Below are 24,678 nucleotides of genomic sequence, written 5' to 3'. Positions count from 1 at the left end.
CTGTTGTCATACAGAGATGAGGGAGTGGTACTATGTTTTTGGCTTTGAGGGAGATGAGGCACTCCAAGGCAAGATACAGTCTCATTATGGTAATCATGCTGCTGGTTTCGTTTCTGGTGCTGTTCGTAACCGGACTGGCCCGCGGACTTGCCTATGCCAATATTTCTGCTGTCGAAAATATGCCGGCCAACTACTTTGCGTTACAAGACGATGCTGAGCATACCTTCAGACGTTCCCAGTTAAGCGGGACAGATCTGAGTACAGCACAGTCTATTACCGGCACACAAAATGCCGCTGCGCTTGCCGTTCAGACAAGCACCGTTACAGCAGAGGCTGCTGATACGAAGGCGGATATCACTTTTTTTGCGGTAGATATGGACGGGATGCTCGCGCCTGAGGTCGTGGAAGGAAGCTCCTTAACCAATTCTTCGCAGGGCGGCGCTGTTGTTGATTCGAAGCTTACAGAGTCGGGAATTACCGTCGGCAGTACGATAACAGATCAGGCATCAGGAATGAGCTTCAAAGTACAAGGGGTTGTAGATGACAGCTCCTACAGCCACATGCCAGTCGTCTATATTACAACGGCAGATTGGCAGTCGATGAAGAGCGGTAATGTACCGCCGGGCTCTGATCAGCAGTCAGCTCCATATAATGTTATAGCGCTAAAAGCAACTTCGGCACAGGCGGCCGAGATTGCGGGCAAGCTGGATCATGTTGAGACAATTACGCAAAATCAGGCGATTAAGAGTATTCCGGGCTATGCCGCAGAACAGAATTCCCTGCAAATGATGATTGCCTTCCTGTTTGTCATCGCGGCTTTTGTACTCGCTGTGTTCTTTTATGTTATCACTATCCAAAAGACGAGCCAGTTCGGTATTCTTAAGGCGATGGGGACCAAAATGTCCTATCTTGCCTGGAGTGTCGTCGGCCAAGTGCTGATCCTCTCCGTAGCGAGTCTGACTGTCAGCCTGCTGCTGACCTTCGGGATGAATATGGGGCTTCCGGATTCGATGCCGTTCCAGCTGGAAGGTTCGACCATTCTGCTGACCAGCGTTTTGTTTGTAGGGATGTCACTGCTTGGAGCGCTTATTTCGGTAGCGAGAGTAGCAAAGGTAGATGCCTTGGAAGCGATAGGGAGGGCTGGAGCATGAGTACCATGTTGATGATGAAGCAGGTTACCCAGACTTACGGGGACGGCGGACAGACGATGTCTGTACTGGACAATCTTGATCTTACGGTTCACGAAGGGGAGTTCGTGGCAGTTCTGGGACCTTCCGGCTCCGGCAAAAGCACCTTCCTCTCTGCAGCGGGAGCACTTTTGACGCCAACCAGCGGTGAAATCTACATTGACGGAGAGTCCCTTAACAATAAGGATAAAAAGGAGCTGACAGCGCTCAGGCTGCAAAAAATCGGCTTTATGTTCCAGAGCGCGCAGCTGCTGCCTTACCTGAAAGTTGAGGAACAGCTTCTGTATGTTGCCAGGCTGGCGAAGCTGGAGGCGAAGGAGGCAAAGGCGCGGGCAGCCCATCTGATGCAGCGGCTTGGTATCTGGGATCGCCGCAGCCACTATCCTGAGAAGCTGTCCGGGGGTGAGAAGCAGCGTGTGGCGATTGCCAGAGCCTGGATGAACAAGCCGGCGATCCTGTTCGCGGACGAGCCGACGGCGAGTCTGGACTTCGAGCGCGGCCGGGAGGTCGTACGGATGATCGCGGATGAGGTGCAGAGCGAAGGCAAAGCCGCAGTCATGGTCACCCACGACGAACGGATGCTGGAATGGTGCACCCGTGTGCTGCTTCTGGAGAACGGTGCTCTAGTGGAGCATAAGTAAATCTGATGATAAGCCTGATCCCTTGATACGCCGGGATCAGGCTTTTTCCGCTGTCAGCAGCTTTTCCAGAAAGACGCGGATTGCCATTGCGGTCTGGTGTTCTTTGCGGCGGATGATCAGGAAATCCCTTTCCGGCAGCTTCTGTCTGGTCCGGAGCTCGACCATTTCCCCGCTGGCCAGCTCTTTGCGCACAATCCAGCGTGATAACAGGGAAAGTCCCAGACCGGCGGCCACCGCTTCCTTGACTCCCTGGCTGCTGTTAAACACATAAGAGCGTTTAACGGTAAGCCGCCCTTCCTGCAGAAAATGATCGCTGTATGCCCGCGTGCCGGAACCTGTCTCCCGCAGCACCCAGATCTGATTCTGCAGCATCCCGGTATCCACAATCAATTCCCCGGCAAGCGGATGGCCCGCTGCAGCAGTAATGATCATCTCATCCTTCATATAGGGGATAATGTCCAGCTCCGTGTCACTGGTTTCACCTTCGATGAAACCGATATCCAGCTGATTGCCTTTGACGGCGGCAATAATCTCCTCGGTATTACCAATCGTAACCTGCAGGTTCACTTGCGGATACTGCCTGGCGAAATCAGCCAGTCTGCCAGGTAAAAGATACTCCCCGATTGTAAAGCTGGCCCCAAGGATAAGACTGCCTGTAACCTCATCCCGCAGCAGCCGGATTTCCTGAGCAGCCTCCTCGTAATGGGCAAGAATCTGCTTGGCGTGTTTATAGAGCACGGCACCGGCTTCAGTGAGCCGAACTGCCTTGGGAGAACGGTGCAGCAGCTTGCTGCCCAGCTCATTCTCCAGGTTACGGATATGCAGGCTGACGCCGGGCTGTGAGAGGTTCAGCAACTCTCCGGCTCTGGAGAAATGCCGCTGCTCCGCGACCGTTACAAATACCCGCAATGCATCGACAATCATGATTATCCCCCCGCTCATCAAGATGAAGTATCTCAATAATAACATAGAGATTCCATCCAATCATAAGGATTTGTAATGATTGAGATAGCAAACCGGTATTTCCCTTTTCTGCTGTCCGGACGTATAGTTGGGGCAGAGAAGCCGCTCAGTGATAAGGCGGATAGGGAGTGAAAGCTATGCATATTCATTTATTTCAGCAGCTAAGCAAGCATGAGCAGGGAAGGAAGCATGAGCAGGGAAGGAAGCAGGGATGGAAGAATGCAGGATTCCGCGGGGCTGAAGGGCTGCTGCTTACACTTGCCCTTGCAATTGGAGCGAAATATTTGGCGATGCTGCCCTTACTGGGCGTGATGGGCCAGCTGGTGCTTGCTATTCTGCTTGGGATTATACTGCGTGCAGCAGCCGGTGTACCGGAGGGAGCGGCACCTGGTATCCAATTTTCATCGAAAAAGCTGCTCAGAGCCGGTATTATCCTGCTGGGCTTGAGACTTGATATAACGGACATCATACAAGCCGGACCTAAAGTGCTGGCGATTGCTGTAATTCATATTGTATTCACGCTGATCACGGTGTATCTGCTGGGCAGAGCAATGAATATAGACCGGAGGCTCGGTATCCTGACAGCCTGCGGAACCGCCATATGCGGAGCGGCTGCCGTAGCGGCGGTTGCCCCGCAGATCAAGGCAGACGATAACGAAATAGCGGTAAGTGCTGCGACGGTTGCTGTTCTTGGCACTATTTTTACACTGGTCTACATTGCCGCCTATCCGCTGCTCGGACTCAGTGAAGCAGGATATGGCATATTTGCCGGAGCAACGCTTCATGAGGTCGCGCATGTACTCGCCGCTTCGGCTCCAGTAGGGCAGCAGGCGGCTGATCTGGCGGTTATTGTCAAGCTGACGAGGGTAGCGCTGCTTGCACCAGTAGCGCTGGGATTAGGGTTATGGGAAAACCGCAGGCTGCGTAAACAGTCCGCTGCGGAGCACTGTAAAGACGGCCAGAGCAGCGACGCAGAGAACACACCGCGCAACTTTCCCGTACCGTGGTTCATCGGCGGATTTCTGGTGATGAGCGGAGTGAACACCCTGGGATTGCTTCCCGATAAGCTAACAGCTGATTTGCTGGTGCTGGCTTATTTGCTGCTTGCCATGGCGATGGCGGGTCTCGGACTGGGCATTGACCTTACAACCTTCGGCCGGTTAGGCCGCAAGCCCTTTGCAGCCGGATTGGCAGGATCAATACTGCTGTCCCTGCTTGGATATGTGCTTGTTCATGTAATGGGATTGAAATAATCGTAATTGGTATCAGTAAGTGCAGATGAATCAGTTCCAGCAGATATATCCGTTACCGCGTACTGCTGCGGTAGGCTGACGGCGATACGCCTGTTGTTTTTTGAATACCTTGGAAAAATGAGCCAGGTCCATGCCCACCTGCTCGGCAATATCGCCTATGCTGGATTTGGTGCCTGACAGCTGGCGCTTGGCTTGCTCCATCCGTTTGTACTGCACATAATGCATCGGAGGCATCCCCATGAACTTCTTGAAGTAGGGAATAAAATAGTTCGGATGAAGATGCACCAGTCCGGCCAGCTCCTCCACCTCCATAGGCTCATGAAGATGCTCTTCAATATAGCCCAGCACACTGGCGAGCTTGCCGTGATCCCCGGTATGCGACACATCGTCCAGAAAATTGGCATAACCGCCCCCCTCCAGACAGATGGCCAGCAGCTGCAGTAAACTGGCCTGCCTGCGCAGCGTAGACAGGAAGCTGTCATCCTGAAATAAAGCGATCAATTCTGTAAAAATTGCCCGGACTGCATCAGGGTCAGCCGCTTCACAGATATAGAGCTTGCCCGCATTGTGAAACAAAGGCCATTCCCCGATTTGTGCATCAAAATGGCAATAATAGCGGACGTACGAATTGTGCGGATAGGTCATGGAGGTTTGCGTTGTCCCCGCAGGCATAATCATCAAATGACCTGCATGAGGATAATGGGTCTCGCCGTTAATGATAACCTTGCCTTCTCCGCTGTCTATGAAATACAGCCGGTTGAATGAGGGGGTCTCATTGCTGCGGTCCCAGCCCGGATATTTGCTGCTTAGCTGGGCGTGCGTCACCCGCACCGTCAGATTCTGCAGAAGCCTTCCGGTCAGATTGCCTGTCTGGGTTCCGCTCAGCCGGCTGTTCATGTTTCCGCTCAATTTAGGGACAGCGCTGTTGTGCTTATCTTTTGTTTTACCTCTCAGCTTTCCGTTCACTTCGCCGGAAGTGTGCATTCCTTTCTTCCTCTCCTTAATGGTTAACTTGTTTTGCCAGAAAAGATTATCCACTATAGGCGGAAGCAGCGGAGGAGAATTTTGGAACTGGAGGAGCGGCAGCGTCCGCCTTTAGGTTTGGATTTCTACCGCAATCTGCGGTCCAAAATCAGGAAATCCAAACCTAACAGTGGCCGGAAGTCCAAATATTCTCTGGAGTGCGTTCTTCGCAGGTTAGTGTACAATTTTTGAAGGCTAGCGTTATTTAACCATTATACCGCTTTCATTTGTTCATTACATCTTAATTATATACAAAAACACCTTAATTCCGCTCATGTCATTCCGCCGGGATTAAGGTTATTCTCAGTTCATAAACAAATACAGGAGTGATTTTCCAGATGAATAAGGTTCGCTTTGGCATTATCGGAGTCGGCAATATGGGTCGGGCCCATGCATTCAGTCTGTTGAATGAAGTGAAGGGCGCTGAATTAACTGCAGTCTGCGATATCAGCCCTGAGCGGCTGGAATGGGCAGCGGAGCAGCTGCCTGAGCACGTATTGCGGTTCAGCACTGCAGAAGAGCTGTTTACATCGGGGAGCATTGACGCTGTCCTGATTGCAACGCCGCATTATGACCATCCGCCGCTGGCTATTGAAGCCCTGAAGCACGGCCTGCATGTGCTGATCGAAAAGCCGGCAGGTGTATTCACCAAGGCCGTACAGGAAATGAACGATGCCGCCGCGCAGAGTGACCGCAAATTCGGCATTATGTACAACCAGCGGACGAATCCGCTCTACAAGAAGCTGAAGGAGCTTATTGCTTCGGGCGAGCTTGGCGAGATCCGCCGCACCAACTGGATTATTACAGACTGGTACCGTTCCCAGAGCTATTACAACTCCGGCGGCTGGCGGGCTACCTGGGCAGGTGAAGGCGGAGGGGTTCTGCTGAATCAAGACCCGCATCAGCTTGATCTGTGGCAGTGGACAACCGGCATGATGCCGAAGAGGGTACGGGCCTTTTGCCAATTCGGCAAGTACCGCGACATTGAGGTAGAGGATGATGTAACGGCTTATGTAGAGTACGAGAACGGTGCGACCGGCCTGTTCATAACAACTACGGGTGAAGCGCCGGGAACCAACCGTTTTGAAATTACCGGAGACAACGGCAAAATCGTTGTGGAAGACGGCAGCCTGACGTTCTGGCGGCTGCGCACACCGGAGCCTGAGTTTAATGCCACCTATACCGGAGGATTCGGCCAGCCGGAATGCTGGAAATGTGAAATCCCTGTTGATAAGAGTAACGGAGGCAGTCATCAGGGAATTCTGCGTAACTTTACGAACGCTATTCTGAATGACGAGCCTTTGATTGCTCCGGGTGAAGAGGGAATACGCGGATTGACGCTGTCTAACGCGATGTATTTATCCGCCTGGACCGATAACTGGGTAGAGCTGCCGATTGATGCTGATCTATTCCATGAACACCTGATGGAGAAGGTCCGCAACTCTACATTCAAGAAGGAAGCAAGCCAGGGAAAAGCGCTGGATGTAACAGGAACCCACTAAACTACAATAAGGAGCGATCCTGTAATATGAACTTATCTGCCATTGCTGCGCAAATGTACACTCTCCGTGAATTTACCAAAACACCGGAGGGCTTGAGAGAATCCTTTCAGAAGCTGAAAGAAATAGGCTATAAGGCTGTACAGATATCAGGTATCGGTCCCATAGATCCGCAACTGGTCAAAGAATACGCAGATGAAGCAGGGCTTGTGATCTGTGCGACACATGTTCCCTGGAACCGGATGGTAAACGATCTGGATGCGCTTGCCGCTGAACATAAGCTGTGGAACTGCAAGTACATCGGGCTGGGATCCCTTCCGGCAGAGTATCAGACCAGCCAGGAGGGCTACCGCAGCTTTGCCGTTCAGGCTTCGGAAATAGCCCGCAAACTGAAGGAGCAGCACGGGCTGCAGTTCATTTATCATAATCATGATTTTGAATTTGAGCGCTTTGACGGCGTAACCGGAATGGATGTGCTATTGAGTGAAAGTGATGCAGATGCTGTTGGCTTCGAGCTTGATCTCTACTGGGTCCAGGCAGGTGGAGGCAGTCCGGTCAGCTGGGTACGCAAGGTAGAGGGAAGAATGCAGGTTGTACATCTCAAGGATATGGCAATTGTTGAACGAAAGGCGGCTTTTGCTGAGATTGGCGAAGGGAACATGAACTATCCGGATATTATTGAAGCCTGCCGTGAGACCGGGGTGGAATGGTATGTGGTTGAACAGGATATCTGCCGGCGTGATCCGTTTGAAAGCTTGGCCATCAGCTTCAACTATTTAAAAAAGCTCTTGTAGCCTGAGGGGAGAACAGAAGATGAACCGCAAAGACGGAATGATGTACGCACCCAAATATGAAGCACGTCCGGTAGTCCGGCCGGGAGAATTCACCTTTGCCGCTATCGCGCTGGATCACGGACATATCTATGGCATGTGCAACGGGCTGATTGAGGCAGGAGCAGAGCTGAAGTGGGTATATGATCCGGATGAAGCCAAGGTTAAAGCGTTCACCAGTGTGTATCCGGGAGTCAGAGTAGCAGCCAGTGCAGAGGAGATTCTCGGGGACCCGGAGGTCAAGCTTGTGGCAGCGGCTGCGGTTCCTTCCGAACGGGCAGGGCTGGGAATCAAAGTCATGGAGCACGGCAAAGATTATTTTACTGATAAGGCTCCGTTCACCTCCCTCGATCAGCTTGCCGCTGCAAGGGAACAGGTTGAGAAGACACGGCGCAAGTATATGACCTACTTCAGCGAACGGCTGCATGTAGAGAGCGCAGTATACGCCGGACAGCTGGTTAAACAGGGGGCGATTGGCCGTGTCATCCAGGTAATGGGTACCGGGCCGCACCGTCTGAATGCGCCAAGCCGGCCGGACTGGTTCTTCCAGCGCGATAAATACGGCGGAATTATCTGTGATATCGGCAGCCATCAGATTGAACAGTTTCTTTATTACGCAGACTGCCGTGATGCCAAGGTGCTGCACAGCAAGGTCGCTAACTATAACAATCCGGAGTATCCCGAGCTTGAGGATTTCGGGGATGTTACCCTGGCCGGTGATAACGGTGCTACGCAATATTTCCGTGTAGACTGGTTTACTCCTGAAGGACTGGGAACCTGGGGGGATGGCCGTACTGTTATCCTGGGAACCGAAGGATACATCGAGCTGCGGAAATACATTGATATCGGCCGCTCCACGGAATCAGATCATGTCTATTGGGTAGACAGTGAGGGAGAGCATTACGAGCATGTTGCCGGCAAGGTCGGATATCCCTTCTTCGGTGAACTGATTCTGGACTGCATTCAGCGGACAGAACATGCAATGACCCAGGAGCATGTGTTCAAAGCAGCGGAGCTATGCCTGATAGCCCAGGCTTCAGCGCTGAATCTTACACCGGATAGCCTGAAATAGCTAATGGAATATAAGCGGATAAGGAACGGAAGGTGTTAACATGACTTCTCTCGGAGCAGCAATCATCGGCTGCGGAGCCATTGCTCCGCTGCATGCCCGGGCAATTGCAACAATGGAAGGAGCACAGCTGCTGGCGGCTGCAGATATTCATCCGGGGCAGGCAGCCGCTTTTGGCAGCCAATATGGATGTGATATTGTACAGGATTACCGGGAGCTTCTGGAAAGGAAGGATATTGATGTGGTTCATTTGTGCACCCCCCACTATCTGCATGCCCAGATGGCCATCGATTTCCTGAATGCAGGCAAACATGTCTTAACTGAAAAGCCGCTGGCCGCCGATGTTCCCTCTGCCCGGCGGATGATAGATATGGCTGACCGCAGCAAGGGACAGCTCGGTATAGTGTTCCAGAACCGTTATAATGAACCTTCGCGGAGGATCAGACAGGTGATTGACAGCGGCCTGCTGGGGCAGCTAGTGTGCTTGAAGGGTGTTGTAACCTGGCACCGCAGTGAACAATATTACTCGGAGAGCGAGTGGCGGGGCAAATGGGCCACCGAAGGCGGAGGCGTGCTGATTAATCAGACCATTCATACTCTTGATCTGCTGCAGTGGTTCGGCGGAGAAATCTCTGCTGTAAGCGGCTCTGTAAGTACAGATGTGCTGGACGGCGTTATTGAGGTGGAGGACAGCGCCCATGCCTGCATCACTTTTACCAATAAGGCCAGAGGCTTGTTCTACGGGACAAATGCATATCCGGTCAATTCCCCCGTTGAGCTGGAGCTGGTATTTGAGCAGGGCACACTGCTGCAGCGGCGTGACTGCCTGTATCTGTGGCAAGATGGCCGCGAACAGCTGCTGTGTGAGCCGGGTACGGTTACGAATGGTGGCAAGTCCTATTGGGGAAGCGGACACCAGTGGCTTATCCATGATTTTTATACTCATCTCCGGGAGGGCCGGAGGTTCTGGCTGGACGGCCGGGAAGGAATAAAGGCTCTTGAGATCATTGCCGGCATCTACCGTTCATCAGACCGCCGGAGCGCGCTTGTAACCGCCAGCGGGAATCACCTGAATTGACTTTCCTTTTATTTGGCCTTATCTTCATAACATGTGCAATTAAGATCTGCAGATGAGTGAGATAGGGAGAGAGAATAGACTTATGGAACAGGCAATGTTTGCAGGAGGCTGCTTCTGGTGTATGGTAACCCCGTTTGAGGAGCTGCCGGGAATTCACGGAATCGTATCCGGGTATGCCGGAGGGAATGTGGAGAATCCGACATACGAACAGGTCAAGACAGGAACAACCGGACATTACGAGGTCGTACAGATTACCTTTGATCCGGAGGTTTTCCCTTATGAGCGGCTGCTCGAGCTGTTCTGGCCGCAGATCGATCCGACCGATGACGGCGGACAGTTTCAAGACCGCGGGAGCCAGTACCGGACAGCCATATTCTACTATAACGACAATCAGCGGCAGGCGGCAGAAGCCTCGAGGGAGCAGGTTGCGCTTAGCGGCAGATTTGAAGGCCCTGTGGTAACCGAGATTCTTCCGGCTCCGGTATTCTACCGTGCTGAAGAATATCATCAGGATTATCACAAAAAGAATCCAAAGCATTATAAAGAGGACCGCGAGCAATCCGGGCGTGATACGTTTATTTCAAAGCACTGGTAATTTAATAAATCTCCGAAGCCTTATTCCTCCTGCCTTCTGGAGAAATAGGGCTTTTTGATTTTTTTGCAGCAAACAGGCAGAGAGCATCCGGAATAAAAACGTTTCACCCCAAATTTTGGGTGTGAAATCCGAAATTCCGTGCCTACTAAACAGGCCTGACCAAGACTATAATCAGTGTTGAAAACGCAACCATAACTGGTGCGTGATTGATTTTAACCCATTAAATGGAGGGAATTGCGATGAGGAAAAAATGGTCAATGCTTACGCTCGCGCTTGTGCTCCTGCTCTCCTGCCTGCCAATGTTCGGTTCCAAAGCTGCTGCTGCCGATTACACCCAAGGAGTCAGCCTTTCGGGAACAACGGCAACGATCTGGTTCAAATCAACTGTCAGTACCTCGTGGGTGGATGTGCACTACAAAGTCAACAACGGTACTCAGCTAAATTACCGGATGACGTACAACAGCAGCTCCGCCCGCTATGAGCAGGCTGTAACCGGTGTGTCCGCCGGTACAGCGATCAGCTATTTTTTCACATACAACAACGGCACTCCGGCATACGATACAGGCTGGTTTAGCTACACGGCCTCAGGTACCACACCAACCACACCGCCCAATTCTTCTAACTCCATTTACTCCATAGCGGCATCCTCCATACCCACTGCTCCGAACGGTTCCATGTCACTCAAAGTGATGAACGGAACGGGCGGCGCTTATCCCGACAGCCAGATTTACTGGGGAGTTATCGGAATCAATCCGGCCAATGGCAAGTGGAGCTATCTCGATCTTAGCGGCAATCTGCTACCCATTTCTAATGCTCTTAATGATGCTTCCGGGCACCTGACCAAAAACGGGGTTAACTATGCCAATATTTATCATACCGTCAGCCAGGCCTCCTGGGTCAATCTTCCAAAAATCACCTCCGGGCGGATGTTCCTCAGCGTCGGCACACCGCTCTACATTAAAACCTATGACGATGGCTTCGCCGGACCGGATATTAACAATCCTACTGATCCGAACCGCAACATCTACTTTGATTTCATAGAATTTACTGTTGATGCTACCGGATATCACGGTAACACTACCCGTGTGGATGCCTTCGGATTTCCGATTCAGCACCGGTTGGTCAATACTACCGGTTCTTTCGACCAGACTGTCGGTGAACTGGAGTCAGAGACACGGGCTGGAATCTTCACGAAGTATCAAAATGAAGTACCGGCGGCCTTTAAACCGCTTGCCACCTTGCAGGCTCCATACCGGATTGTCGCACCGATTTACGGTTCCTTTGCAGCCGGGGGTGCGAACGCCAATTATTTTGCCGGATATTCCAGCTACAGCACCCAGGATATTCTCCGCTGTGACGGTGCGCTCACTGATGCGGCTACTGCTGCTGCGATCAACCGCCATGTCTATACTACCAGCAACTGGAATAACGTGGCGAATTACTATAATGCCGCTCCGGCCAACTATTACGCAAAATTCTGGCATGACCACAGCATTAACGGGCTGGCTTACGGCTTCCCGTACGATGATGTCAACGGCCAGGCGGCTTATCTGGAGGTCGGCAATCCGAAAGGCCTGATTATCCGTGTAGCCTGGTAAATTTGTGTCTCTATTGATTCATTCTATCACCTTGATCTAAACTATTTACATACACAGACAACCAAGAGGTGGAAGAATGAAGTTTCATGAATTTAGTATAGGCCAGACCTTTAGAACGAAATCATTAAGCATAACTCCCGAGAATGTTAAAAGCTTTGCTGCTGAATTTGATCCGCAGTATATGCATCTGGACGAAGAAAGAGCAAAGCAGGGGAGATTCGGCGGAATCATCGCATCGGGGATTCAGACCTTGGCCGTTTCCTTTAAGCTCTGGGTTGAAACCGGCAGTTACGGTGAGGATATAATCGCCGGAACCGCGATGAATAACATCAGGTTTATTAAGCCCGTGTTACCGGGAGATGAATTATATTGCATTGTGGAAGTAATAGATTTGGCCGAGAAGAAAAATGAAACGGGTCTTGTGACGGTAAAGCTGTCAACGTTTAATCAGGCGGAGATTAAGGTGTTTGAGGGCGAGCTGTCGGTGCTGGTGCAGAAGTAGGTACCGGGAGAAACTGAACATGCAGACCGTATTATTTCTGCTTAGCCAAGAATAAAAAGGGCAGTCCGGATCTTTCAGATCGGACTGCTCTTTTTTATAAAATCAATGATTCATTCCAGCCATGCCGCTCACAATTTCCGGATTGATCATACCGAAGATCATGGCGATATGTGCGACGACCAGAAAGCCGCTGACCAGCAGGAAATGCAGCTTCAGCTTCTCCTCTTCCGAACGTTTGCGTGCAATCAGGCCAAGGTCAAGCAGTGCCAGCGGCAGCAGGAACAGTACTCCGCTCAGGTAAAAGCCTACAGCAACGACGTCAACCCAGGTATGCCATTCACCGTTCACAGTGAGCGGTACAAACGCAGTGGGGAACAAGTACAGGAAGATACCTGTAAAATAAAGACCTGCAAGGATGCTGCATATGCGGTTAAATGTTCTGAGCGGGCCCTTCAGGTTTTTGGTAAACAGAATAAAAAACTCGGTGACCGTAATCGTCTCTGCAAAAATAACGGGAATTGCCATAAAAAGTATCAGGTTCCATGGCTGATTGTCCGCTAGCAGAGACATGTAGTGTGTCATTGTCATGTTACTTCCTCCAATAGCAAATTAACTTACACTGAAATATTAATAGATAAGTGTGTGGAAAGTATGTAGAAACAGGGGTATGATGGAACAAGTTGTGCGGTTAAGCACTGGTTAATACATATTGCGGGAGGAGCAGAGAGAGATGAATGGAGAGCTAAAACATATTTTGTTTGACCTGGACGGCACACTGACCGATCCGAAAGAGGGTATTACCCGGTGTGTGGAATATGCACTGAACAAGTTCGGAATAACGGTGGAGCATCCGGACCTGCTGCTGCCCTATATCGGGCCTCCGCTGTATGATTCTTTTGTGCAGATTCAGGGATTACCGGAGGAGCATGCAGCTCAGGCCGTGGTGCATTACCGTGAACGTTACAGTACAGTGGGGATGTTCGAAAATGCTGTCATTCCCGGGATTCCCGGGCTGCTGGAGGCTCTGCAAGCCAGGGGATTTTCCTTATATGTGGCTACGTCCAAGCCTACCGTGTTCGCAGAACAAATTCTCAAGCATTACGGGCTGGACGGGTATTTCCGGTATATAGGCGGCAGCAATCTGGATGGCACCCGCTCCAAAAAAGCTGAGGTAATCCGGCATGTGCTGGAGCAGGGTGGAATTACGCCTGAGGAATCCGTAATGATCGGTGACAGGGAACATGATATTATCGGGGCAAAAGCCTGCGGCGTAGCCTCAATCGGTGTACTGATCGGCTATGGCTCTGAAACGGAATTATCCGCGAGCGGCGCGGATTACATCGCTTCCACCGTTGAGGAAATCGGCGGGATTATTACACGGATAAGTGTAGCGGCTGCCGGTTAAACTTACCGGGCGTTTGAATTATTTTTACATTGGCTATTGACTTTTAAGATTGTCATTGAGTAATATGTAACCAGCAACACCAAGCAATATCATAACCAAGGCAATGACCAAAGACATGATATCCTCCAAGGACTGACCAGAGAGAGAAGTGAGTGGTGAGAGCTTCTTACAGAGACCGGCAGGATGTTACCCCTTTGCAGCCGTGGCACTGAACCCTCCCTGCTGTCAGGGCGGCTGTAAATGCCACCGTCTTATCCCCGATACCGGATACCATGAGGATCATGCGACTTAGCTTCCGTCTGACAGCAGAGGGTTGTTACAGCGCAGGTCAAATTAGGGTGGAACCACGAGCTGAACGCACTCGTCCCTTTTCGGGAGAGATGCGTTTTTTTGCGTTCAATTGTTCAATTACCTTAATGAGACGGAGGCCGTAATCATGGAGATTAAAGTAACTTTACCGGATGGACAAATAAAAGGGTATTCGTGTAACACTGACATTAGCACTGTTGCTGAATCCATAAGCTCCAGCCTGAAGAAAAATGCGGTAGCAGGAAAAGTAGACGGACGGCTTGTGGATCTGCATTATACGCTGTCACAGGACAGCCGGGTTGAAATTGTGACACTGGACAGCAAGGAAGGCCAGGACGTACACCGGCACAGCACTGCACATCTGATGGCCCAGGCCATTAAACGGATCTACGGCGGCAAAAAGGTGAAGCTGGGCATCGGTCCGGTCATTGAAGACGGCTTCTACTACGACGTTGATATCGAGCAGCCGTTGTCGAGCGAGGATCTGGCGGCAATCGAGCAGGAGATGAATGCCATTGTTAAGGAAAATCTGCCGATCGTCCGCCGGGAAGTCAGCCGCGATGAGGCCGTTAACCTATTCACACACCTGGATGAGCCGCTCAAGCTGGAGCTGATCCGTGATCTGCCGGAGGATGCTGTCATCAGCATTTATGACCAGGGTGAATTCTCCGATCTGTGCCGTGGGCCGCATCTGGCTTCAACTGGCCAAATCAAGGTGTTTAAGCTCATGAGTGTGGCCGGAGCCTACTGGCGCGGAGATTCGAACAACAAGATGCTGCAACGGATTTATGGCGTAGCCTTTCTGAAAAAAGCCCAGCTCGATGAGCATCTGCACATGCTGGAGGAAGCAAAGAAACGGGATCACCGTAAGCTCGGCAAGGAGCTGGAGCTGTTCATGTTCTCCGAGGAATCACCGGGCATGCCGTTCTATCTGCCTAAAGGGATGATTATCCGCACAGAGCTGGAGGATTTCAGCCGGGGGCTGCAGCGCGAGCGGGATTACAGTGAGGTTCGTACACCGCTGATGATGAACAACCGGCTGTGGGAGCAATCCGGTCACTATGACCACTATAAGGACGATATGTATTTCACTCAGGCGGATGAGGCAAAATTTGCGCTGAAGCCGATGAACTGTCCTGGGCATATGCTGATTTTTAAAAATAACCTACATTCCTACCGTGAGCTGCCGATCCGGCTTGCTGAATTCGGGCAGGTTCACCGCAATGAATCCTCCGGCTCGCTGAACGGGATGATGCGTGTCCGCACTTTTTGCCAGGATGATGCCCACCTGTTCGTGCTGCCGGAGCAGATTGAAGCTGAGATCGGCCAGGTGCTGGATCTGATCGACCATATCTACAATGTGTTCGGCTTCGAATACAAGGTGGAGCTGTCCACTCGTCCGGCGGATTACATGGGAGAGGAGTCACTCTGGGACCAGGCGGAAGCTGCACTGGAAAAGGTGCTGCAAAACCGCGGCCTGCCGTACCGCATCAATGCAGGAGACGGTGCCTTTTACGGGCCGAAGATTGACTTCCACATCCTTGACGCGCTGAAACGGAGCTGGCAGTGCGGTACAGTGCAGCTGGACTTCCAGATGCCGCAGAAATTCGATCTGACTTACGTCGGCGAAGACGGCCAGAAGCACCGTCCGGTAGTTATTCACCGCGCAGTATACGGCTCGATCGACAGATTCATCGGGATTCTCACTGAGCATTTCAGCGGTGCTTTTCCGGTGTGGCTGTCTCCGGTTCAGGTGAAGCTGCTGCCGGTATCAGTGAATCATGCAGATTATGCCTTTGAGGTGAAGCAGGCGCTGGCAGCTGCCGGAATCCGGGTAGAGGCTGATGTGCGGAATGAGAAGCTTGGACTGAAGATCCGTGAAGCCCAGCTGGAAAAGGTTCCCTACATGCTTGTGCTCGGTGACAATGAGCGCAATTCCGGCACAATTACAGTAAGGAAGCGGGACGGCGGAGATGCCGGTCTGATGAGTATAGATGAGCTGGTGCAGCAGATCGCCGCAGAAATTGCAGAGCGGAAATAAAAGTTTCTTCATTAATATACAGTCACAAGAGACAGACCAGAAAAGAGCTCCGTTTTTACATAAACGGGGCTCTTTTTTTATCAAAACCATACAGACCGAGGACGGGCAGATCGTTTACAATTTAGAGGAAGCTGGTCTTAACAGGAGATCGGTGTTTAGTTGTGCAGCGTGCTTTGAACCTATCCGCATTTTAGGAGGCAATTGTGTGATCTCGGAGAACATCAGACCATTAAACGGCACGTACATTCAACTGGTTCCCATGGAAGCAGCGCATAGGGCGGAACTCACAGCAATTCTTAGCAACCCGTTAATCTGGGAATTTACCTGGAGAAAAATCACCTCCGCCGCACAGGTAGAGCAGCTCATTGATACAGCGCTAACGAACAAAGAAAAGGGTCATGATCTGCCGTTTGTCATTCTGGACCGTTCAACCGGACGGATAGCCGGGACCTCGCGGATTATGCATATTGACCATACCCATCGTAATGCAGAAATCGGCTGCACCTGGATTGCGCCTGAATACTGGAGAACACCGGTGAATACAGAAGGCAAAGCCTTGCTGCTGCAGCACTGCTTCGAGGAGCTTGGCCTGATCCGGGTGAATTTTACGATTGCTCACGGCAACCTGAGATCACAAAAAGCTATTGAACGCATAGGTGCCACAAAAGAAGGTCTTCTGCGTAAACACCGGATTACCTCAGAAGGTACTCCAGTGGACAATGTGCTGTACAGCATTATTGATGAGGAATGGCCGGGGGTAAAGGATAATTTGCAGTATCTTTTGCAGGAGAAATATAAATAAAGCCGTCAATCTAGTATGGACTACAACGGGCTCCGCTACCAGCGGTGTCCTTTTTAATGTCGTCGATGTCTTAACATTTATCACATTCAGAACGGGAACAGCTATCAAGCAGTTTGACGCAACAAAAAAAGTAGATAATGCGTATAGAACTATACATTAACTACGAGGAGGATAATGATGAGAAGAATTTTGATAACTTTGATTTTCATCATTCTCACATCTGCTTTTACAGGATGTACGGTATCTGAACCTAATCCCAATCAAAATGCAATCAGTACCAGCGATAATATATCAGAGGAGACACCTAAAGAGACAAATGAGGACAATACAGAACAATCAATTGAAGATAATGATACTAATGACTATTCATTAATTATTAATAATTCAATGATCAGTCTTAAAGACTGGGATAATAAAGTTGATTTGCAAAAAAAATTAGGCGAACCACTTTCGCAGAATATTGAAGAACTCGGTAATGAGGCGGATACACTCAAAGGGTCTTATATTAAAACATTGGAATATGATGGACTTCAAATCAAACTTTTTTCTCCTAAAGAAAATGGTAAAGATTTTTGGATCATGGAAATGGTCGTTAACAAAAAAGACTATAAAACATCTAAGGGAGTTAGAATTGGAGATAAAATTGAAGAAGTAAAGAATTCTTATCCTGATTTAGAGTTAGCTCTTGATGGTAGAAATGACCCTTATAATTGTGCATATGTACTGAATAATGAACAAGTTGAGTACCTGCTATTTGAAGTAAAAGAAGGTCTTGTTAATGAGATAAAAATTCTTTATGTAATGCAATAACAAAAAAAGATATTATAAGTGGTAGCCTTATTGTCATAACGGGGAATCCTCCGTAAGGATCATAGCCAACTCTTTATTTCATTGCTATAATAGAAACATATATTCGCAAGGAAAATGTTAGTTATCTGTGATTGCTAACCCATATTTCCCTATCCGGGGCTGATATGGGTTATGTTTTTTTGTCACCAATTACGAAGTGATGGCGGGGTTGGCTTAAACATTATGAACTGGTCTGATTTTGGGGAACGGAACAAGCGGCTTAATCCGCTGTGGAGCCTTGGCGCGGGGATGAATCTCGGTGAGCTTCAGCCGTATAAGGAAATGATTGCGCTGAGTGTGCTGCTTCAGGTGTATTACCTGGAGCTGGAGTCAAATGAGCAGCGGTCCAAGGAGGATATTATCGGTCTGGCATGGAGCTCGCTGGAACGCTTCAGAATTACCGGGCTGGGAACTGCCGAATCGGTGGAACGGCTGGTGGACGGGCTGCTCTGGAGCGGCAACGGCGGTGATTTTGAGGCGGTATATTATGATGATCACACGCGGCAGATGACGATGCAGAAATATAAATATTTTACCGTGGATGAGGATGCCACACGCAGCAGCTGGGAAGAGAGCGGCACGACGGTCTACCGGCTCTCCGAGTATGCGATGGAGCTGATCTTCATGAGCCATGAGATCATCGAGGAGTTCCAGATCAGCATCAAGCTGCTGGAGATTCAGATGCATATCAAACATGGCCGGGTAACGCGGGCGCTGCAGGATGTGAACGAGCTGATCTCCCGGGTACGTAAAATGACCCAGCAGCAGCAGGAATACCGGAACGCGCTGCGCCGTAATCCGAAGCATATGTTCAGTGAATACGGCGTAATGCGCCACCAGCGGCTGGAGGAGATTCACCAGCAGTTTGACGAGGAACGCAGACACTTTGATAATATTCACCGCTCGCTGGCGCGCCTGGCCAATGATGAGAAGGATCTCATTGATTTCAACGAGCTGCGGCTGCTGTCTGAGCGGGTGGAGCTGTCGCGGAAAGTTCATGATGAGCTGGCTGAGGTGGTCCTGGGCATTTTTGAGGCGGAAACCAATCTGCGCCTGAACTTCCCTGAGCTGTTCTGGGGGGCTTCCGGCTTTAACTTCCGGACCAATGTATGGGAGGAATGGGTCAAAAGCGACGGACTGCCGGCCGGTGACAGTCTTGAACTGCTGGTAGGCGGATTGTTCGCACCGCAGCAGGATTTCATATATCCGCTCGCCTGGGCATGGGAAGAGCAGGAAACCGGATTTATGCCTGAAGAATGGCTGGATGAGCCGGAGGATACCGGGGAAGAACCGGAAGTATCCTATATTCCCAAGACGATACCCTGGGCAGAGGTTGCCCGGCTGTGGCTTCCCGTATTTACGGGGCTTGCGGCGGACGGCAGGTTCACCTTTGCTGCAGAAGCTTTTACCGAAGAAGAAAAGCTTGGCTGGGCGAATAACCAGAATGCGGTGGACTTGTGGGCACAGTTTTTTCATGCTGAAGTGAAGGTACAAGAGTCTGGTGCGGAGAGCCCGGCCGGAACGGACGAATGTCAGAGGCTTATTCAATACCTGCTGGACAGTCACCCTGAACTGGAGGTTATGCGGGGTAAAGTATTAAGAACTAAAATTACCGGTACGGGGCAGCAGCCGGCGGTCAAGTGGCCGGGGCTAGAGATGAGTCCATACACTATTATTATAGAAGAAAGATGAGTGGTCCGAACATGAGTTATACATTGGAACAACTGCAGCAGGCGTCACGGCTGTTTTTTGACCTGCTGCGGCGGAAAGTCATTTCGCTTGATGATCCGGCTGCGGCCGAGTGCCTGCAGGATAACGGCGCTTATGATGCTTTGCAATATCTGGCTAAAGAGGGTGGCTGCCGGATCATGAACTCCGGGCACCGCCTGCATCTGCTGGTTAATCCGCTGGGATCGGGCTTTGCGACTAACTTCACGCAGCTGCGCAATAAATATTCACGGATTGAGCGCAAGACACATTTACATATTATCAACGTCATCATTCTAGTTTTTTTGGCAGAAATGGATCAGGACGAGCAGCATTTTAAACCCGGACAGGACAGTATGTCTTATATCCAGCTGGCTGATCAGGTATCCGCCGTTCTGAAGGCCTGGTATGAAATGGATGAGGAAGGCAAGTTCAGCAAGCAGTGGCGGCTCGATATTCAGGCGATGTACAAGGTATGGGCCAGCCTGTATATGCAGACCAAAAGCCAGGAGGATGCCGACACACTCTCCAGAGGCTCCGGTTCACGGATCGGCTTAATCCATGAAGGGATGAAGCTGCTGGAGGACGAGCATCTGGTATTCATTTCCGAGAGTGAAAAACGGATTTTCCCGCGGGAGGAATTGTACGAACGGATGCGCTATCTGTACCATGATGTAGACCGTTACAAGGAACTGAAGGCGCTTATTGGCAGCACACTGGCGGAGAAGGAGGGTGACGCCCATGCCGCGCATTGAACGGATCCGGATCGCCGGACTTAAATATGAGAAAATGCTCAAGAAATACGACGATATGGTGCTTGACCTGTGCAACGAGGAAGGCCCGGCCAATACACTGATTACCCTTATGAACGGCGGCGGAAAAGGGGTGCTGCTGCAGTCGATTTTTCAGCTGCTGATTCCAAAGACTTCGTGGGGGAAGGACAATGAGAATCAGGTTGAAGCCTTTTTCCATAACCATAAAAAACAGCTGAAGCCTTACACCTTCCACGTCGCCATTGAATGGAAGCTGGATTCCGGCGACCGTAATGAATACATTACCACCGGGATCGCCATGACCGCCAATAGCTCGGCAGACCAGCTTGAGATTAAGGTCGATTACCTGCTGTACACGCTGACGGAATACGATGAGCATGCTGACCTTACGCTATCCACCTTGCCGCTTTACAATGCAGATGAAGGCGGCCCTGCAAGCTTTGAGACGATTCAGCAGTTCGTAAGGGAACGGCGCAGCGAGATCATCTACTACGGCAGCAGCCAATCAGAGCTGAAGAAATATTACGCTTTCCTGGCCGGACGGGATATCCACATCGGGGAATGGCGCAATATGAAGAAGATTAACGGTGAAGAGGGCGGGATCAAGGGTTATTTTCAGAAAAATGATGCCTTCACGAACCACAATCTGTTCGAAAAGCTCATTATTCCTGAGATCGGCTCCAGCCTGAATGACGGGGCGCGTGAGGAGGACGGATCGCTTCAGCGGATGTTCACCGACACAGCAACGGTTGCGCAGCGGCTTCCGATGCTGGAGCAGCGGGAGAAGGCTTTCGCCGAGTTCACGGCGCTGGCTGCGCCGCTGCATGAGCTGGTCAAGCAGGGCGCTGAAGCGGAGCGAAGCTTTCAGGAGACAGAGCTGCTTGGACGGCAGATTTACACGGTCATTTATGACGAGCTGAGATCAGCCGAGGACAACCGGGGCAGACAGGCCGACGAGCTGGTCCGGCTGCAGTCTGAGGGACGGCAGCTGCGCTTTGAGGCGGATAATCTGAGCTACCTGCGCAGCAAAGAGGAGCATGACACGAAGCAGGAAGAGTTCAAGGCCATCATCGATAATCAGGGGCGGGCGCGCTCGCGGCTTGATGAGTCAAAAGAGCAGGAAAAACGTCTGGAAGTAGCGCAATATCTGGCTAAACGCCAGGTGCATAAGCGGGAAATCGGCCAGTGGCAGAAGGAAATTGAAGCCATTGAAGGCTCACTTGAAATGAAGGAACGCCAGGAGGTTATCCAGAATGCCAAGGAAGAGCTGCGCCTGCAGTGGGATCAGGTCTTCCGGCTGTGGCAGCAGCAGCTTTGCGGCTTCGCAAGCCGTCAGCAGGCGCTTTCGGCTGAAGAAGCCGGGCTGCGTAAAGAGCGGGAGAGCTATGTTCTGGAGCTGGGGGGACTGGAAAGCCGGATTAATGAGCTTACGGGTTACATCCGGCAGTATAGCGAGGAAGCGGGTGTAGTTGCCTCGCGGCATGGCCAGGAAGCGGCCAGCGCGCCTGGGCCGGCGTTGCAGCGTACGCTTATGGCTACAACTGCTATAGCTGATTCGATTGCTGAACGCAGCGGCCAGCGTCTGCTGGCTGAAGCCCGCAAGCTCAGTCTGCGCACAAACCTGGCGGAGCTTCAGGCTAAGCTTGCCGCTGAACAGCGCCAAACGGACGGGCTGCACAATCAGCTGGAAGCGCAGATGGGCCGGGAATCGCAGCTGTGGTCCCAGCTTGTTGTACTGCTTGAGCTGTACGAAGAGCATCAGGTGCTGGGGGCAACAGCTCTGTTTGAAGCAAAAGCCTTGATTCAGGAGCGGTTCATCCGCAGGCTGGAAGATACAGAGCAGCAGACCAAGCGGCTGCGCAGGGAGTTCTATCACCAGCAGCTGGACGTAGAGCTGCAGCAGGAAGCTTATTGGCTGCCTAATGCAGATGTGCTTACAGTCAAGGACAGACTGGATGCACTCAAAATCAGCTCCATGCCCGGCAGCTCTTACCTGAATGACCTGAGTTATCTGCACCGTGAAGAAGAGCTCGGGCGTCATCCGCTGCTCCCTTACGGGCTAATTGTTACTCAGCGTGAAGCAGATAAAATACCACCGGATGCATTAAGGAATGTCATCCTCAAATCGGCCGTGCCGGTCTTTATCCGCGAAGAAATGGGCGTAGCTGCTGCGGAACCGTTCCTGCTGCTGGCGAATCAGGGACCGCAGATGGTTCTGCAGCCGGAGCAGTTTCAGGACTGGAAGCGCGGTATTGCCTCCCGGCTGAAAGAGCGGGAAGTAGAGCTTCAGGACGCGGAGAATTATTTGTCGAAGCTGAAGACAGCCCGGCAGGAGTTCGAGCGGCTATTCCAGGGTGAGCATACGGTAAGCTTAAAAGCCAAGCTCCGTGAGCTGGAGCTGGTCGTGAATGAGCTGGATACAGCGGTGGCCGGTCTAAAGACAGAGATCAGTGAGAATGAAGAACTGCTTGCTTCCATTCAGAAGGAGCTTAATGAATACGAACTGGAAAAGACCGGACTGGAGCAAAGAGCCCAGGCCTTGCAGCAGTGGGAAGAACGGACCCGTAAGCAGGAGCAGGATTACAAGGACAAGCAGAGAGCAGTAGAACGCAGGCAGACGCTGAATAAGGAAATCTCCGTTAAAGACCAGGGGCTAGTTCAGCTGAAAGCAGAAATGGACAGCACCGTAGAGCAGCGGGAGCAATGGATTGGGGATACCCGTTATTCGCTGTTTCCAAGGCTGCAGAGCTGGTTCCCGGAGCTTGTTTTCCCTAATGACCGCAAGGCTGAAACGGACTGGGCTGAGGCTGAGCTTAACCCCGATGCACAGAATAAAATGCTGCAGCTGCTAAGTACAGTGGAGAGCCTTCAGCAATCCCTGACCCACAATGAGCTGGAAATCCGTACGCGGCAGGGGAACATCAAGCGTGCAGGCGAACAGCTTAGTGAGCTTGAAGCTGCTGTCTATCAGGTGGACCGCGACTGGCAACAAGCACCTGAGCCGCAGGATTCACCAGAAGCAATAGCTGCAGCGCGTGCGCGGCAAAAGAATGAGACGGTTTATCTGGAGGAGGATTACCAGAGCGTCCGCGAATCCTACATCCGCTGCCAGACGATCCTTGAGAACCTGCAGAAGGAACTGCGCAAAACGGAAAAGACGATTAAAGAGAAGCATGAACGGCCCGTTGAAATATGGACTGACACGCTCTCTGTCAAGGAGCAGGAGATTACGGAGGATACCCGTGAGAATGAACGGCAGTTAAATTTATGCAAACAACGGCTCTCTGCTGTGGATCAATGGCTGCAGACTCTGGGCAATCAGAGACAGATTCTGGACACGCATGTTGAGGGCCGAGTTCAGCTCCGTGATGTACCGGAGGAAGTACAGCTTCAGGTGAGGGAAAGCTGTGAACGTACGGTCGCTGACTGGCTGCTTCAGAGTAAAGAGAGCCGTGCACAGCGGACAGAGCTTACCCGTAAAGTGAAGGAAGAGAAAAATGACTTGAGTGCCAAGCTGGCCAAGTGCGGCTGGAACAGTGAGCTGGAGACCAAAATCCAGGAGCGGCTGAACACAGTCCACTGGGAGGACTTCTATATTGCCGGGCAGGTGCTGGATTCGATGCTGCAGAGCTCACGCGACCAGATTGAGAGCATCCGCAGCGATAAAGAGAGCATGGAGCTCTCGCGCAAGCTGTGGGTCGGACGCGCGGCCAAGCGGGTCGTACAGATTACAGATATCCTGAAGCGCATGGAGCGGCGGATGATTATTCACAACGAGAACGGCCACGCTTTTCCGCTGGTGCGGCTGAATTATAAGCATATCACCGTGCCCAAGACAACCGATGACATCGAGCCGCTGGTCAGCGACTATTTCAACCGCTGCATCAGCAGCCTTCTGGAGAAATATCCGAAGATCGAGCAGGTTCCGGCGGCTGCGGTTAAGGAGCTGATCAATGACGGAAAACTCGTCTACGCAGCCATGCAGAACCGCTTCCCTGTGCTTCAGGTATACAAGCCGGTTACAGAGAATTACTTCCTGTATGCGGCACCGGAGGAATTCCACTACTCTGATTGGGAGGTCATCAACCGCGGTGCACTTGACGAAGCAGTCGGCAGCGGCGGCCAGCGCCAGTCAGTGCAGTTGCTGGTGGCGATGATGATCATGACCCATAAGCGGGTCAACCGTGAGAACAAGGGCTGGACCGTTTTCCTGTACGACAACCCGTTCGGCGAGATGGTCTCCAACAACGTGCTTGATCCCGTCTTTGAGATTTCCAAGGCGTTAAGGTTCCAGTGGCTGATCGTGACACCGCCGGAGCTGGTGAAGAATGATGTCAGTGTGCGGTTCGGCGTCTACTGGCAGCTCTATTTTGGCGGTGATAAGGGAGAAATGCTGGAGTCTACTTTGGTAAAAGGCGGCAGAAAGATGATCCCGGCGTCGCTATTCTAGCAGTAACCGAAATAAGACCCGTCTGGCAGATTGGTCAAGCCCCTGTTTTATAGACACTGAAAAAAGACCCTAGGCTATAAGCTGCTTCCGGTATTCTACCGGAG

20 protein-coding genes are annotated in these 24,678 nt (G+C 51.4%); 17 read left to right on the top strand and 3 right to left on the bottom strand.

The window, feature by feature from the left end:
* Positions 1–32 precede the first annotated feature (32 nt).
* Both AWJ19_RS18900 and AWJ19_RS18895 read left to right on the top strand, forming a co-directional pair.
* On the top strand, positions 33–1,151 hold the full coding sequence (locus AWJ19_RS18900; RefSeq protein ID WP_068726075.1) for an ABC transporter permease: 1,119 nt from the start codon (positions 33–35) through the stop codon (positions 1,149–1,151).
* Positions 1,148–1,828 (top strand): ABC transporter ATP-binding protein, encoded by a 681-nt coding sequence (locus tag AWJ19_RS18895; protein WP_068726073.1) that lies wholly within the window; start codon positions 1,148–1,150, stop codon positions 1,826–1,828. Before AWJ19_RS18900 ends, AWJ19_RS18895 begins: the two co-directional genes overlap by 4 nt.
* A gap of 36 nt (positions 1,829–1,864) precedes the next feature.
* On the opposite strand, the gene AWJ19_RS18890 is transcribed toward AWJ19_RS18895, so the two are convergent.
* Positions 1,865–2,752: a LysR substrate-binding domain-containing protein gene (locus AWJ19_RS18890; RefSeq protein WP_068726072.1), complete on the bottom strand. Its 888-nt coding sequence runs from the start codon at positions 2,750–2,752 to the stop codon at positions 1,865–1,867.
* 176 nt (positions 2,753–2,928) lie between these two features.
* Between AWJ19_RS18890 and AWJ19_RS18885 the strand changes: the two genes are divergently transcribed.
* The gene (locus AWJ19_RS18885; RefSeq protein WP_068726070.1) at positions 2,929–4,044 is read left to right on the top strand and encodes a YeiH family protein; all 1,116 of its coding nucleotides are present in this window, start codon (positions 2,929–2,931) and stop codon (positions 4,042–4,044) included.
* 30 nt (positions 4,045–4,074) lie between these two features.
* On the opposite strand, the gene AWJ19_RS18880 is transcribed toward AWJ19_RS18885, so the two are convergent.
* Positions 4,075–5,028 (bottom strand): AraC family transcriptional regulator, encoded by a 954-nt coding sequence (locus AWJ19_RS18880; RefSeq protein ID WP_241781804.1) that lies wholly within the window; start codon positions 5,026–5,028, stop codon positions 4,075–4,077.
* Between the two features lie 377 nt (positions 5,029–5,405).
* Between AWJ19_RS18880 and AWJ19_RS18875 the strand changes: the two genes are divergently transcribed.
* The 7 genes from AWJ19_RS18875 to AWJ19_RS18845 all read left to right on the top strand — a co-directional run bounded on the left by AWJ19_RS18875 (position 5,406) and on the right by AWJ19_RS18845 (position 12,238).
* On the top strand, positions 5,406–6,569 hold the full coding sequence (locus AWJ19_RS18875; protein ID WP_068726067.1) for a Gfo/Idh/MocA family oxidoreductase: 1,164 nt from the start codon (positions 5,406–5,408) through the stop codon (positions 6,567–6,569).
* Positions 6,570–6,595: 26 nt separating this feature from the next.
* A complete protein-coding gene (locus tag AWJ19_RS18870; RefSeq protein ID WP_068726065.1) occupies positions 6,596–7,360 on the top strand; it encodes a sugar phosphate isomerase/epimerase in 765 nt (254 codons plus the stop codon).
* Positions 7,361–7,379: 19 nt separating this feature from the next.
* A complete protein-coding gene (locus AWJ19_RS18865) occupies positions 7,380–8,468 on the top strand; it encodes a Gfo/Idh/MocA family oxidoreductase (protein WP_068726064.1) in 1,089 nt (362 codons plus the stop codon).
* Positions 8,469–8,508: 40 nt separating this feature from the next.
* Positions 8,509–9,543 carry a Gfo/Idh/MocA family oxidoreductase gene (locus AWJ19_RS18860; RefSeq protein ID WP_068726062.1) on the top strand — a complete coding sequence of 345 codons (1,035 nt, stop codon included), beginning with the start codon at positions 8,509–8,511 and terminating at the stop codon, positions 9,541–9,543.
* Positions 9,544–9,625: 82 nt separating this feature from the next.
* Complete coding sequence (msrA, locus tag AWJ19_RS18855) at positions 9,626–10,138, top strand: peptide-methionine (S)-S-oxide reductase MsrA (RefSeq protein ID WP_068726061.1); 513 nt, start codon at positions 9,626–9,628, stop codon at positions 10,136–10,138.
* Between the two features lie 239 nt (positions 10,139–10,377).
* A complete protein-coding gene (locus AWJ19_RS18850) occupies positions 10,378–11,736 on the top strand; it encodes a glycoside hydrolase family 64 protein (protein WP_068726060.1) in 1,359 nt (452 codons plus the stop codon).
* Positions 11,737–11,812: 76 nt separating this feature from the next.
* Entirely contained in the window at positions 11,813–12,238 is a 426-nt protein-coding gene (locus AWJ19_RS18845; protein ID WP_068726059.1) for a MaoC family dehydratase, read from the top strand.
* 102 nt (positions 12,239–12,340) lie between these two features.
* Here the strand turns inward: AWJ19_RS18845 and AWJ19_RS18840 are convergent, their stop codons facing one another.
* Positions 12,341–12,826, bottom strand: coding sequence for a DUF6803 family protein (locus AWJ19_RS18840; protein ID WP_068726057.1), 486 nt, complete (start codon positions 12,824–12,826; stop codon positions 12,341–12,343).
* A 142-nt stretch (positions 12,827–12,968) separates the two neighbouring features.
* Between AWJ19_RS18840 and AWJ19_RS18835 the strand changes: the two genes are divergently transcribed.
* The 7 genes from AWJ19_RS18835 (at position 12,969) to AWJ19_RS18805 (ending at position 24,574) form a co-directional block, all read left to right on the top strand.
* On the top strand, positions 12,969–13,643 hold the full coding sequence (locus AWJ19_RS18835) for an HAD family hydrolase (protein WP_068726055.1): 675 nt from the start codon (positions 12,969–12,971) through the stop codon (positions 13,641–13,643).
* A 436-nt stretch (positions 13,644–14,079) separates the two neighbouring features.
* Positions 14,080–15,993, top strand: a complete 1,914-nt coding sequence (gene thrS / locus AWJ19_RS18830) for a threonine--tRNA ligase (RefSeq protein ID WP_068726053.1) — start codon at positions 14,080–14,082, stop codon at positions 15,991–15,993.
* Between the two features lie 205 nt (positions 15,994–16,198).
* Positions 16,199–16,795 carry a GNAT family N-acetyltransferase gene (locus tag AWJ19_RS18825; protein WP_128083647.1) on the top strand — a complete coding sequence of 199 codons (597 nt, stop codon included), beginning with the start codon at positions 16,199–16,201 and terminating at the stop codon, positions 16,793–16,795.
* 174 nt (positions 16,796–16,969) lie between these two features.
* On the top strand, positions 16,970–17,605 hold the full coding sequence (locus tag AWJ19_RS18820; protein WP_198536600.1) for a hypothetical protein: 636 nt from the start codon (positions 16,970–16,972) through the stop codon (positions 17,603–17,605).
* A 222-nt stretch (positions 17,606–17,827) separates the two neighbouring features.
* A complete protein-coding gene (locus tag AWJ19_RS18815) occupies positions 17,828–19,336 on the top strand; it encodes a hypothetical protein (RefSeq protein ID WP_068726050.1) in 1,509 nt (502 codons plus the stop codon).
* Between the two features lie 11 nt (positions 19,337–19,347).
* Positions 19,348–20,106, top strand: a complete 759-nt coding sequence (locus tag AWJ19_RS18810; RefSeq protein WP_068726048.1) for a DUF6063 family protein — start codon at positions 19,348–19,350, stop codon at positions 20,104–20,106.
* Positions 20,093–24,574, top strand: a complete 4,482-nt coding sequence (locus AWJ19_RS18805; RefSeq protein ID WP_068726047.1) for a hypothetical protein — start codon at positions 20,093–20,095, stop codon at positions 24,572–24,574. The genes AWJ19_RS18810 and AWJ19_RS18805 overlap by 14 nt, the downstream gene beginning before the upstream one ends.
* Positions 24,575–24,678 lie beyond the last annotated feature (104 nt).

The sequence above is a fragment of the Paenibacillus sp. DMB5 genome (assembly GCF_001517085.1).
Classification (GTDB): domain Bacteria; phylum Bacillota; class Bacilli; order Paenibacillales; family Paenibacillaceae; genus Paenibacillus_AQ.
Note: the sequence above shows the minus strand (reverse complement) of the source record. Positions and strands in the feature narration are given on the sequence as shown.

Coding starts and splice junctions, on each gene's coding strand:
- AWJ19_RS18815 (WP_068726050.1), top strand. CDS start 17,828: ATGAACTGGTCTGATTTTGGGGAACGGAACAAGCGGCTTAATCCGCTG.
- AWJ19_RS18835 (WP_068726055.1), top strand. CDS start 12,969: ATGAATGGAGAGCTAAAACATATTTTGTTTGACCTGGACGGCACACTG.
- AWJ19_RS18900 (WP_068726075.1), top strand. CDS start 33: ATGTTTTTGGCTTTGAGGGAGATGAGGCACTCCAAGGCAAGATACAGT.
- AWJ19_RS18875 (WP_068726067.1), top strand. CDS start 5,406: ATGAATAAGGTTCGCTTTGGCATTATCGGAGTCGGCAATATGGGTCGG.
- AWJ19_RS18845 (WP_068726059.1), top strand. CDS start 11,813: ATGAAGTTTCATGAATTTAGTATAGGCCAGACCTTTAGAACGAAATCA.
- AWJ19_RS18865 (WP_068726064.1), top strand. CDS start 7,380: ATGAACCGCAAAGACGGAATGATGTACGCACCCAAATATGAAGCACGT.
- AWJ19_RS18890 (WP_068726072.1), bottom strand. CDS start 2,752: ATGATTGTCGATGCATTGCGGGTATTTGTAACGGTCGCGGAGCAGCGG.
- msrA (WP_068726061.1), top strand. CDS start 9,626: ATGGAACAGGCAATGTTTGCAGGAGGCTGCTTCTGGTGTATGGTAACC.
- AWJ19_RS18870 (WP_068726065.1), top strand. CDS start 6,596: ATGAACTTATCTGCCATTGCTGCGCAAATGTACACTCTCCGTGAATTT.
- AWJ19_RS18805 (WP_068726047.1), top strand. CDS start 20,093: ATGCCGCGCATTGAACGGATCCGGATCGCCGGACTTAAATATGAGAAA.
- AWJ19_RS18885 (WP_068726070.1), top strand. CDS start 2,929: ATGCATATTCATTTATTTCAGCAGCTAAGCAAGCATGAGCAGGGAAGG.
- AWJ19_RS18850 (WP_068726060.1), top strand. CDS start 10,378: ATGAGGAAAAAATGGTCAATGCTTACGCTCGCGCTTGTGCTCCTGCTC.
- AWJ19_RS18840 (WP_068726057.1), bottom strand. CDS start 12,826: ATGACAATGACACACTACATGTCTCTGCTAGCGGACAATCAGCCATGG.
- AWJ19_RS18860 (WP_068726062.1), top strand. CDS start 8,509: ATGACTTCTCTCGGAGCAGCAATCATCGGCTGCGGAGCCATTGCTCCG.
- AWJ19_RS18810 (WP_068726048.1), top strand. CDS start 19,348: ATGAGTTATACATTGGAACAACTGCAGCAGGCGTCACGGCTGTTTTTT.
- AWJ19_RS18895 (WP_068726073.1), top strand. CDS start 1,148: ATGAGTACCATGTTGATGATGAAGCAGGTTACCCAGACTTACGGGGAC.
- thrS (WP_068726053.1), top strand. CDS start 14,080: ATGGAGATTAAAGTAACTTTACCGGATGGACAAATAAAAGGGTATTCG.
- AWJ19_RS18820 (WP_198536600.1), top strand. CDS start 16,970: ATGATGAGAAGAATTTTGATAACTTTGATTTTCATCATTCTCACATCT.
- AWJ19_RS18880 (WP_241781804.1), bottom strand. CDS start 5,028: ATGCACACTTCCGGCGAAGTGAACGGAAAGCTGAGAGGTAAAACAAAA.